The organism is Fulvivirga marina (genome assembly GCF_016775155.1).
GTDB lineage: Bacteria > Bacteroidota > Bacteroidia > Cytophagales > Cyclobacteriaceae > Fulvivirga > Fulvivirga marina.
Window position 1 is genome coordinate 1 of sequence record NZ_JAEUGD010000044.1, and the last position, 12,931, is coordinate 12,931.

5 protein-coding genes are annotated in these 12,931 nt (G+C 35.4%); 2 read left to right on the forward strand and 3 right to left on the reverse strand.

The window, feature by feature from the left end:
* Positions 1 to 111: 111 nt before the first annotated feature.
* Positions 112 to 384 carry a phytanoyl-CoA dioxygenase family protein gene (locus tag JMN32_RS27755; protein WP_394369177.1) on the forward strand — a complete coding sequence of 91 codons (273 nt, stop codon included), beginning with the start codon at positions 112 to 114 and terminating at the stop codon, positions 382 to 384.
* Positions 385 to 450: 66 nt separating this feature from the next.
* On the opposite strand, the gene JMN32_RS14655 is transcribed toward JMN32_RS27755, so the two are convergent.
* Entirely contained in the window at positions 451 to 2,208 is a 1,758-nt protein-coding gene (locus JMN32_RS14655; protein WP_202857099.1) for a carbamoyltransferase N-terminal domain-containing protein, read from the reverse strand.
* A 386-nt stretch (positions 2,209 to 2,594) separates the two neighbouring features.
* On the opposite strand from JMN32_RS14655, the gene JMN32_RS14660 reads away from it, so the two are divergent.
* Positions 2,595 to 5,630 (forward strand): cyclic peptide export ABC transporter, encoded by a 3,036-nt coding sequence (locus JMN32_RS14660; protein ID WP_202857100.1) that lies wholly within the window; start codon positions 2,595 to 2,597, stop codon positions 5,628 to 5,630.
* 2 nt (positions 5,631 to 5,632) lie between these two features.
* Here JMN32_RS14660 and JMN32_RS14665 read toward each other — a convergent pair whose 3' ends face one another.
* Both JMN32_RS14665 and JMN32_RS14670 read right to left on the reverse strand, forming a co-directional pair.
* The gene (locus tag JMN32_RS14665; RefSeq protein ID WP_202857101.1) at positions 5,633 to 12,109 is read right to left on the reverse strand and encodes a non-ribosomal peptide synthetase; all 6,477 of its coding nucleotides are present in this window, start codon (positions 12,107 to 12,109) and stop codon (positions 5,633 to 5,635) included.
* 24 nt (positions 12,110 to 12,133) lie between these two features.
* Positions 12,134 to 12,931: a class I SAM-dependent methyltransferase gene (locus JMN32_RS14670; RefSeq protein ID WP_202857102.1), complete on the reverse strand. Its 798-nt coding sequence runs from the start codon at positions 12,929 to 12,931 to the stop codon at positions 12,134 to 12,136.

Sequence of the window (12,931 nt, forward strand, 5' to 3'; positions counted from 1 at the left end):
CCTATTATAACAATAATAATTAATAGAATTTATACTTTTATGGAGTCCTAAAACGGGGGTGCTTACAGGATTGCTACGGAGTTTTTGAAAAGTAATCCTGAAATAACCAATTTGCCAGCAAACTACAAAGGTCACCCAATTATTATAGAACCTGTCATATTAAAAAAAGGAGAAGTTCATTTTCATCATTGCTACACATGGCATGGCTCAATGTATAATTCATCAGACCTAAACCGAAGAGCTTACATAATGCATTTAATAGAAGATGGAACAAAATTCAATGCTTACGGTACTTATGCTAAATCATACAATATTCAACATGATTCAATTATAAATACTGCAAGACAACCTTTAATAGGTGCGAAATTTCGCCCCATCCAATAATGATTAGGGTTCTAAAAAAGCTGAATCTAAAGGTGTAGCCTTCCCTTTTAATAGAATTTTGAAAAGTTATAATTTGTATTTGGAGTACAACATACCATCAGACCAAATATAATTAACCTGCCCCCAATGAACAGCACTCATAATATCTGAAAAGAAACCTCTGCCTTTTAGGTTAGCACTTGTATTACACAACAGAGGAATTGAAGAGTGCTTTTTATAAAACTTCAACAATTGGTAAACTTCCTTGTTCTGCTTCTCATTTACAGTTTGCAGCCTTGCTGAATGATCTAAATGAACAATAGCCGGGACTTTTTCTCTCCACTCACCTTTTATTTGATGATCAAACAACATAAATGGATCGGGAGTACCGGGATCAAAGATTTCTTCTGCATCCTCTTCTAAACAAATGGGTGAAACAGGACGATAATTTTCACGAAGTTTTACTTCGTTAAGTAATTGCTTCATTTTTTCCGAGCCCGCTGGTGCCAATATGCTCCTATTTCCAAGAGCTCTGGGTCCGAGTTCCGCTCGTCCATTTAGAAATAAAATTGGTTCACCTTTTTTATGGATTAATGCAGCTAATTCTTCTAGAGTAAATTTATACTCTCTGAAATGATAGTTGAATTTTTTCTCAAAAAATGGCAATTGATCAATTAATCTATTCTTAACCACATTGGTCCAATTGTAACCATTCACATAGTTATTAATCATTTCTGGACCTTTATATACATCCCAATCTAAAGACAACTGATCCGAATGATAAACCATTGCAGTACAAGCAGTACCTAACGCACTCCCTGAATCATTAGGAAAAGGTGGTATCCAAATTTTATCGAAAACACCGGATGTTCTTATTTTACTATTCCATTTGATATTTAATGCACTTCCTCCCGCGAAACAAAGGTTCTTAGTGTTAGCCGTGTGCTCTTTAACTTTTTTGCTAATTCTTTCTACTAATAAACCTTCAAGAAAATCGTGGAAACTTGCAAGAATGTCTTCGTTATTGTATTTTGAAATCACGCTGCATTCTTTGGATTTTTTGATAAATTCTTCAGTGACGCCCACTATAGTCCCTGCATGAATTTCATTTTTGCTATACTTAACTTCCAGATCAATATAAATTGCATTTAAACGATCGACTATTACACGCTGGCTATTACCTAAAGCAATGTAGGCCATTACCTTACCAGGGGTGGCGTAGCTATATTTGACTCCTTTATCGAAGGGTGCATACCCGTAAGGAAAACCAGCATATATATCACCAAAAAGCATAAACAAATGTCCGAGGTTAGTTATGCTCTTACTTTTGGCCCCAAAGTGAAATAACTGAGGTGGCATACCTCCGTCCCAAATTAAGATGTATGAATCTTCCTTTTTTATGGCAAACGGACTAGTACAGTAAGCTCCAAAAAAATGTCCAGAAATATGCCGGAAGCTCTCATAGGGTATCCCAATTTTATCGATAACATGCTCTTTTCTACCATAAACATCTTCATCTTTCCCTAATAGGCGACCATAACCCGCTAATTCAATATCCACAGAGAATCCTGATAGCTGAACATCTTTAATTTTCGAGGATTCATTTTGAATTTTTTGCCAAGCCTTTACAGCAGGTGTCCAACCATCAAATACAATCTTATCAATCGTATTTAAATTATAACCATACTCCTTTAGAATTAAATTGGTTTCTTCAAACGACAAACAAAAAGATTGGAATCTTAGATTATTATTAAGCTTTTCCATTTCAAATGAAAAAATCAATTTACCATTATCAATTAATGATATAGCACCATCATGCGTAAATTTAATTCCTAGTATTGTCATAGTTCAATTAATTCGTAATCTTCACCGGTATCAGTAGATAAGGCCAGATTATATTAGTAATTTGAGAAAGATTGTATATAAATGTTCAAAAAACGTTTGGAAATAGCGAATTCAAAACTCGCTTCAATTAGAGGGTCAAGTTGTTTAAATGTGATTAACACTATCCACTAGAAAAGCAACAAGGGCATCAGTATCCTTAGCAATATCTTGATTTAGCATTGCAATAATTATTTTCTTAACCAAATAGGCTTCCCTAATGTATTTTGCAATAATTTGCGGTCTCTTAATGATTGACGATATTAAAACAATTTTCAAAAAAATCACAGTTAATGATTTATAATATCTTCTATAAAGGTGTAGAAAAAAAAATAAAAAGTTTTCGTTCAATGATTTGCTTCCTAATTGCATTTATTTGGGCTGTAAGTAACCATTGCTTTGGACAGGATCCCAACCAACTCAATGAGATCCAAAATCTTGTTAATAAAAGCATGGATGTTGGTGATATACCAGGACTCACGCTCGCAATCGTTAATGAAGATCAAGAAATCATTTTTAACTATGGGTATGCCAACCTAAATAAAAAAATTCCGGTCACCAATCAAACATTATTTGAAATCGGTTCCTGCACAAAGGCATTCACTGGATTAGCCATCTTAAAATTAGAACAGGAAGGAAAACTCGTATTGGATAGCACAGTTTCTAATTACTTGCCTTGGTTTAAAGTTTATCGAGAAGGTAAAAGGGTCTCTGTTACTTTACAGCATTTGCTGTATCATACAAGTGGAATACCTTGGAGTACTATATCTCTTATTCCCGAGGATAATTCAGAGAACGCATTAGAAAATACAGTCCGTAAAGTAAACCATACTGAATTAAACTCATTGCCCGGATGGAAGTTCGAGTACGCAACCATTAATTATGATATACTAGCTCTAATTCTTGAGAAGATCGTCAAGACATCTTATGAGGATTATATAAAATATAATATCATTGATTCTCTTGACCTTATTAATACATCTATAGGTATTCCAAGTGACAAAGACCTGATGGCAACAGGATATAAGATTAACTTTTTACAACCGCAGCCTTTTGCCTCACCTCCTTTCAGAGGCAATTATGCCGCAGGTTATATAATCTCAAATGCTGAGGATATGGCCACTTGGCTGACTTATCAGATGGGAATTAAGCCCAATCTCTATGAGAATCTAATAACTAAATCACATCAGCGTGATGAGTCAGTCAAACCCATTAATCTTTCCTCTTATGCTTACGGTTGGGAAGTATCTTTAAGTGGGAACCAGTTTATTTACCACTCTGGTCTCAATCCGAACTATTCTTCCTTCATTGCCTTTAACAAAAATGAGAAAATCGGAATTGCATTACTTGCAAATTCCAACAGTTTACAAACTCAACTTTTGGGTCAGAATATTATTAATGTATTAACTGGTCGATCGATTAAATCAAGCAAGGATTCGGGTGATCCATTAGACTCTCAGTTTACGGTAATCTGTATTGTGCTTAGCCTTTTTATATTACTGGTTCTTGCGTTCATTGGTTTTATTATATATCGAATACTAATTCATAAGAGGAGTTATCGCAAACTGACAAAAAAGAAGCTAACGGAGTTAGTGTTCATGCTCGTTATGATATTACCATACTTATATGGTATATATATACTACCCAAAGCAATCGCGAACTTCACATGGAAAGCAATCCCTATTTGGACGCCATTTAGTTTTCAGGCTGCAATAATGCTGGCGATAGTTGCCATTCTTCTAAGTTTTGTGGGCCACGTAATTTCTTCTTTATTCCCTGAAAAAAATGAATACATTAAGGATGCTCCATTGATAATATTAATGAGTATTCTGGCAGGTCTGTCAAATGTAGCAGCTATTCTATTGATCACTTCCTCTATTAATAGTACTATGCCGTTAAAATATCAACTTTTTTACCTTGTTTTAACCATCATGGTGTACTTGATAGGTGTTAAAGTAGTTAGAACCAAAATGACCTATCTTACAAGAGATATTGTCTATAATCTAAGAATAAAGCTTATCAACTTAATCTTTTCTACATCTTATGAGCGGTTTGAAAAAATGGACAGTGGTAGGGTTTATACTACATTGAACGGAGATGTTGGCACGCTAGGTCAATCTGCCAACATGATAGTCAGTGTCATTACAAACGTCATTACCATAGCTGGTTCATTTATCTATATGGCAAGTTTATCTTTCTGGGCTACAGCGATAACAATGCTGATCGTTTTATTGCTCTCTGGAATTTATTATTACGTCAGCAAGAAGTCTCAACATTTATTCGATGAATCTAGGGAAACCAGTACAGTTTATATGGGCCTATTGGATGAAATGATTGATGGATTTAAAGAGCTAAGCTTGCACCTCAAAAAGAAGATAGCGTTTAAAAAAGCCATCGAAAATACAGCCAATGAATTTAGAGAAAAATCATCTGAAGCTAATGTTAAATTCATCAATGCATTCCTTGTGGGAGAATCCCTCCTTTTATTCACACTAGCGGTGGTGGCCTTTGCAATTCAACGTATTTTTCCCGGAGTTGAATCTTACATCATTGTTAGCTTCATTATCATTTTGCTTTATTTAATTGGTCCGTTAAATGCTATATTATCTATTATTCCACAAATTTTGCAATTGCGAATAGCGCATAATCGAATTAAGACATTTATGAGTGATATTGAACCCAGTACTGATTTAAACACGTTATTAAAAGACTCTACTAATGAAAGAAAATTAACCATAGATACATATAGCGCTAAATCTATTTGCTATGAGTATGGAGGAGAAGATCACAATTTTTCGGTCGGCCCCATTAATTTGACAATAAACAAAGGAGAAGTAATCTTTATTATAGGTGGAAATGGAAGTGGCAAAACGACTCTGGCAAAACTGCTGACAGGCCTATATCACCCGCACAATGGAGAAATTCTTATAGATGGAAATTCAATACCTCCTGCAGAGCTGGGTGAGTATTTCTCAACGGTTTTTAGTCCATTCTATTTATTCAAAAAACTTTATAGCTTAAATACAGATATGCTTAATGAGGACATTGACAGGTATTTGAATTTGCTGGAAATTGAAGATAAGATTAAGGTTGTTGACAACGTATACAGCACTGTAAACTTGTCCAGCGGACAAAGAAAACGTGTGGCTTTATTACAATGCTATCTTGAAGATAAGCCGATATTCTTGTTTGACGAATGGGCAGCCGATCAGGACCCAATATTTAGACGACTCTTTTATCATGAACTTATTCCAAGTATGCGGATGCTGGGTAAGACAGTCATTGCCATCACGCATGATGATCAATACTTCGATGTTGCCGACAAAATTTATAAAATGGATAATGGGAAACTAAAAGAGTTTGAACCTAAAATGAATGTTTTCTAGCTTTAGTTGAACAATGAATCTAACTCATCTTGATCGAGTTCTGCATCAAAATCAGATGCTGCTAATACCAGATCATCAGTTTGTTCGATATGCTCGACAATTTTGATTAATTCACTGTTAAAGTTTTCCATCATCAATTCAATCAAGCTGGACTTATGAGTCTTAGAATTATAGCTAACTGACATCTTCAGTTCGTTATTTACAATTAGACATACAAAATCTAGTTTGGTTGTCATTCTATTTTCCAAAGCTATCTCAGCACCCGTTGAAGTCGAAACAATTTCAAATAGATCGTTATTTGCTTCTCGTTGGAAGGAGCCCAAATAATTAAATCGTATTTCCGATAGCGTACTCATGTCACCTGAAGTTTTATTACTCCTCAGATACTTAAATATTCCATAGTCAAATCCATAAGAATGGCCATGACTGAGCTGATTCTTAACTTCAATAATATTATTCCCAATTAAATTTGAATCAAGAGCAAATTGGACAGGAAAGAGACTGGTAAACCAACCAATCGTTCGAGACACATCAATGTTGTCTATATGTCGTCCATGGCTCTCAATATCAATCGTAAAGCGGGATTGGTTCATTGTTTTTTTCAAGCTCCTCAACAGTGCAACCAGTATTAAAGTTTGAGGATCAGCATTGTAATTCTTATGCGATATATTCAATAGAAAATCTGTCCATTCATCACTCAACTTTGTCTCAATTATACGAGCATCTTTGGAACGCCAATCAATGTCAGGATTTTCAATAGGTAAAGGAGAAGTCTGATTATCAATGTTTTTCCATGAGCTAATTTTATCTTCCAGATCATCGATTTTCTTATTACTGATCTGCTCATACCACCTATTTAATGGAGCAGTTTTGAACGGCAGATCGATTTTCGCCCCCTTAATCTTAGCGATATACAGATTGTAAAAATCCTCTAACAGGATTCTCCAAGATATTCCATCGATTATTAGATGATGAACCGTAATAAAAAGCATTTCCTCTCTCCCACACCTTATAATCGCCAATCGAAACAGAGGGGCCTCTGTCAGATTAATGCTTCCCCTGATTTCATCACATATAATTTTTAAATCATCAATGCTATCCAGATAATATTCCTCAATTGATAGCTGCCTTTTTACTAAAGTATCATCTGAGTTAAGAACATTGTCCTTTGCATCATAGTAAAGCCTAAGCCCATCATGATGATGGATCAAATTCTCAAAAGATTTTCCTACTATTTCACGATCGACCTTCATTTTAAACTTAAGAAGAACAGATTGGTTATACCAGCTAGGGTTATCAAACTCTTGATCAAGGAACCACCTTTGAATAGGAAATAAATTCACTTGATCTCTAACCAAACCCTGTGGGTACTGTTGAGACTTATTGTTAAATGTCGCCTGCTTGGCTATTTGCTCAATTGTTTGGAATGTAAGTATATCCTTTACGGTTATTTCAATTTGCTGATTTATTAAGCGAGAAGTGACCTGAATTGCCTTTATTGAATCTCCCCCAAGATTATAAAACTTATCTGATATTCCGAATTTATCAATCGACAGGACCTCACTCCAAACCTTCCAAATTTTTGACTCAACAGCATTTCTCGGTTGAATAAGCTCATCCGATTTAGTATCTATTCGAATTAACTTATCATACGCCACCTTACCGTTATTTGTAAACGGGATATTGTTAACAGGTATAACTTGATGTGGCATCATATAATAAGGCAGGGATAAGCTTAGCCATTCTTCAATTTCTGCAGTTAGTGCCTCGGAACCTTCATTATAAACCACATAAGCATATATAAATGTACTCCCACCTTTTTCCATTAAGAGAACGGCTGCATCTTTCACCTCATGAATTGCCAACAACGTGCTTTCGATTTCTTCAAGTTCAATGCGAAATCCATTTACCTTCGTTTGTCTGTCAATTCTTCCCAAAAATTCCAGATTTCCATCTGGCAGCATCCGGCCAAGATCTCCTGTTTTGTACATTAATTCGTCGGAATGAAAACAATCAGGAATGAATCTGGATGCTGTTAGTTTTTCATCTTTCAAGTACCCTGATGCAAGACAAGCACCAGCTATATAAATCTCTCCCTCCAAACCTTTTGGCATCGGTTGTTGAAATTTATCAAGTAAATAAATTCTGGAATTGGGTAATGGCTTACCAATTGAAACTACGGTTTGTTTGCTTTCTGATGGATCATACTTATGAATCATACATCCTACTGTAGCCTCTGTCGGACCGTATTCATTAAAAATTTCAACCTCCTCTCCAAGCAATTCAATAAGCTTTTCCGCATCTTTTGTTAATAACTGTTCTCCACCTACTATTACCTTTTTAATTTTGGACTGATTCGTCTGGTCCTTAAAAAAAGAAAGTTCTTTTAATACCCTTAAATGCGAGGGGGTAGCCTTGATTACATCGATCTTATTATCTTCTATAACCCGAGATAACGTAAGCTCTTGTTGTATTTGAGGATAAGTAACAATTGAATTTCCACTTAGAAGAGGGACAAAAATGGATGTTAGTGTCAAGTCAAATGAGATAGAAGTATAAAAAGGAAAAGTAAAATTTCCCCCACCTGTATAGTAATTTGAAGTAGTATATACGTAATTAACAAGTGATCGATGCATTACCGTAACACCTTTTGGCTTTCCGGTAGTTCCAGATGTATAAATGATATACGCCAAATCTGATGCCGAACCTATATCGACTATCTTATCCGATTCTTCATTGAAGCTTTCATTTGCCATATCTATCAGCCTTAAATCCTTTGGCAACTCATCAATGATATCATAACCCTCATCCTCAATAATATTCTTATTTGATATAATGACCTCTGCTCCGCAATTATCAATAATGTATGCTATTCTTTTATCTGGAAGTGACATATCTACAGGCACAAAATGATTGCCTGACTTTAGAATGGCCAATATACTAATGATAAACTCTGGTGATTGATCCAATAAAACAACTATAGGCTTAGCTGTTCCAAGCTCCATTTTAATTAATTGATTTGCCAACTTGTTGGCTATACTCTGTAACTGCAGATAAGTAAATACGCCCTCGTTATTGGCATCTTTAAGAGCAATTCGATTAGGTGTTTTTTGAACCTGATAATCAAAAAGGTGTTGGATCGTTACTGGAGGTATATCAAGTGTCTGATTATTTAGAGGTTGGTATATTGAATCAAACAATTTATTCTTTCCAAGAAGACTAAGTTTTGACAACCGAATATTCAAATCTGAAAACACTTGACTTATTAGGTGGACTAAGTAAGCATACAAACTATCAATGGATTCCCTGTCAAATAATTGATTTTTATATTCAATGTACAATTCAATTCCCTCCGCTTCTTCAAAAAACTCAAATGATAGATCAAATTTTGAAGTCGGGTTATCTATATAGTAATGCTCCAATGAAATTTCATCACCATCCACCCTTTTGGGCAGATGGTGGTAGGTAAACATGGTGTTAAAGGGAGAATTACCAGACTCTTCAGATATCGCTTGAATCAGTTCGGAAATTCTGTCAAAAGAAATTTCCTGATGATCAAACGCACCTATAAATGAATCTCTAACTAATCCCAAGTAATCCTTAAATATGATATTGGGCTCGAGTGTACACCTTAAAGCAAGGTTATTTACTAACATCCCTACTACATTATTTAACTTCTCATGTTTTCTTCCGGCTGTTGGAATTCCGATCACAAAATCTTCAGCTTTAGTATACTTGGAAAGTAAAATAGAGTATATAGAAAAGAGTAGCATAAAAGGCGTAACTCCTTCTTTATTAGCAAATCCTTTAATTTTAGAAGTGATCTCCTTACCTAAAAAAAACCTTCGTTTACTTCCCTGAAAGTCAAGAACAGATAGGTGACTTCCTGGGGCTGAAAAATCTAACCTTTCGAGAGGTGAGTTAAAAACCTGCCTCCAATAAGCATCACATTTTGGATTAAAATCACCCTCCTTATCTAACTTCCAATCCACAAAATCAACAAAGTCAATTTCAAGAGGTGAGACATGTGAATCAGAATATAATGCAATTAATTCCTCAGTCAAAACTCGAACTGAAATTCCATCACATATAGCATGATGAATATCTAAATAGATAAATGAACGGTGATCCTTGGTTTTTAAAAGTTTAGCTCTATATAAGGGGCCGGAGTGTAAATCAAACGGCATCACACACTCACGAAGATATTGATCTATGTTATTAATACCATCAACAACTTCGAATTCCGGCTGATTTTGACTAATGATCGAAAAAGTTAATTGCTCTTGATCCAGTTTGAAGACGCTCCTAAGTACTCTGTGCCGATCAGCCAATTGTCTAAATACATTCATCAACTTTTGATCATCTACAGAACCGATAATCTTTAAAGCTACCGGGATATTATAAAGTGTTCCATTTCTATCAAGAGACCAAGCGTAATAAATCCTTTTTTGAGCCTCGGTTGCGGGATGACCAATAGACCTTTCCGACTTTGGTATCGGTTTATCAACATGATTGTCTTTATAGCCAGTTCTTATTTTTGAAGAAAGTTGTTTAATTGAACCTGCTAAATAAAGCTCTTCGAAAGTAAAGGCTATATTAAAGGCTTGATTCAGGCGTTGACTAAGTTGACCAACTTTTAATGAATTACCACCGGACTGGATAAAATTATCTTCTAAACCAAATGATTCATGCCCGAGTATGTCTCTCCATATATTGACTAGCTCGGTTTCTACCTCATTCATATGTTTGCTTTCAGTAAAGCGGAAAATCTCAGGTAGATATGAGTCTATTCTGGCTAGTGTATCATTAAATTCACCATTATCATACATTTTAGCCATTCGAAACCGTTCCACCTTACCACTGGTGGTCTTAGGGATTTTTTTAACCGGAATAATTTGAATTGCATTGAAATCAAAGTTATCAGCCAAGATTACCCGAATGGATTTAAGGATTGTGACAAATTTCTTTTCATCACCTTTAAACAGGACAAACACCAGAACGGTATCCACCATCTCGTTTGAAGATGAATTTGTGACAACTACTTTGCCATATTCAAGATCAGCTTGAGATATCAAAACCCTTTCAACGTCATGGGGATGGATATTCTGACCATTAATAAATATTACGTCCTTGCTTCTTCCGACTATATAAAAATCTTCACCTACAAAAACACCTATATCACCAGTCTTTAGCCATCCAGGCTCGGCAAACAACTTCTTATTAGCCAAATCATTATTAAAGTATCCGCTGGTTACATTATCTCCCCTAATCTGCACATGCCCTATCCTACCATTACCCACAGTAGAATCTTGTTCATTGGTCAGTCTAATATCACAAGCATAACTGCTCTTTTGTCCAACCTTAACTAAGGTAATGGAATTGGAATCCTCTTCATTGATCTCAACTATCGGATAATCAATTTTTAATTTTCTACGGTCTAGAGAAATACTTTTAACTTCGGAATGCATATCAGAAAATGATACTGCAAGAGTTGCTTCTGCAAGTCCATAAACGGGATACATAGCTTGAACCCTTAAGCCGTAACGACTCATATAGGCTGAAAAATTCCTGCAAATATTAGCCGATATTGGCTCGGCTCCATTATAAATCAGCCTCACACATGACAGATCCCACTCATAATTGAAATCTGATCTTAATTGTTTAAGCAGATAGGTATATCCAAAATTTGGGGAACAGAGAATCGTTGCCTTATGCTCACTTGATTTATCCATCCAAATAGTTGGTCTTCTAATGAAAAGATCAGTTGGTATTAAAACGTGATCCATGCCACAATACATTGGATTCAAATGAAAGCCTATAAGACCCATATCATGAGTAAGAGGCATCCAGCTAAGCATTTTATCCATACTTGAATGATATGAGCATTGCTTACTCATCCTTATATTAGACAAAATATTTCGGTGAGTCAGCATGACACCTTTGGCATCTCCAGTAGAACCTGAAGAAAATTGAATAAATGCCAAATCATTAGAATCAGAAACATGTGGTGAACTAATATGCCTAGCACTATAAATTGAATGTAGATCAATTGCATTTTCGACGACCTTATCGAAAGATTCAGCAAGCTGGTTTACTTTGGCGTATTTTTCTAATCGCCCCAGTTCACCATCTTCTACAACAACTCGGGGATTATTAAGTATTTCAAAAACGTTAAAGAATTTCCTTTTATGCTCATCTCTCATCCCCACGTTAATTGGTACTGGGATAATTCCTCCTAAAATACATCCCCAAAACAGGACTATAAAATTATGGTTGTCCTGAACCTGGAGAATCAGTTTTTCTCCAGGCAACATCCCTTCCATTCTCAAATAAGACATAACCCGGATAGACTTATTATATAAATCAGCGTATGAAACGAAGTTTTCCTGTTCCGTTGATTTAACAAAAAAAATACCTCCTAAATCTTTTTTTCTTATAGTCAATATGTCGACAAGAGTACTTGCTGAATCAATATCCATAATATGCGATCGTTAAAACGTTTATTAGAGCGATTTGTCAGCCTTTTTTGATAGGTATAATACGCAATGAATTTTCAAATCAAGAAATCCATTGGATAAATCAAACCATCTTTTTAATTCATCATTAAACAGATTGGTGTGTTCTACGTTCAAATTTTGGTACCCTAGTCCGGTCTTAAGAAAACCCAAGAATGTGTCAAAGGTATATCGTTTTTGCCAAGGAAAGATATTTAAATTAGTTTCTGAGAATTGCCCGCTATGAATAATTTCTTGTTCAAATGCCTTTATCTGATTATTTACTTGTTGCTCTGTTTTAAAAGTTAAGACGTTATACTGCTTGCACAGATTCGACAGATCATTACATAATTCAGTCTCATCATTTAAATACATATTCCAGAACAGCCCCATATACCCCCCATGGTTTAGAGATTGCGATACTTTCACATATCTCAAACCTAAAGGCACCCAATGCAGTGCCTGCCCAGAGATAATCAATTTGAACCTCTTACCCTCATTATTCCAGTTCTCGAAACGTTCGATATAATAGCTGATCTTTTTGGGTTTTATAAGTTTACCTTTACATATCTCTACCAAGCTGGCTCCGGGCTCTATGCATACCATTGGATAATCTTGTGCGAAAAACTGAGTTGCTTCACCATTTCCTGATCCAATCTCGAGAATCTCATCACCGGGTTGGATTTTAGATTTCTTGATAATCTCATCGATAAGATCTAGAGGATATGTGGTGCAGTACTTATCATAAAGTTTTGCACATCTATCGAACTGGAGACTTTGTTCTTCTAATGTAAGAGCCAGTTTCAT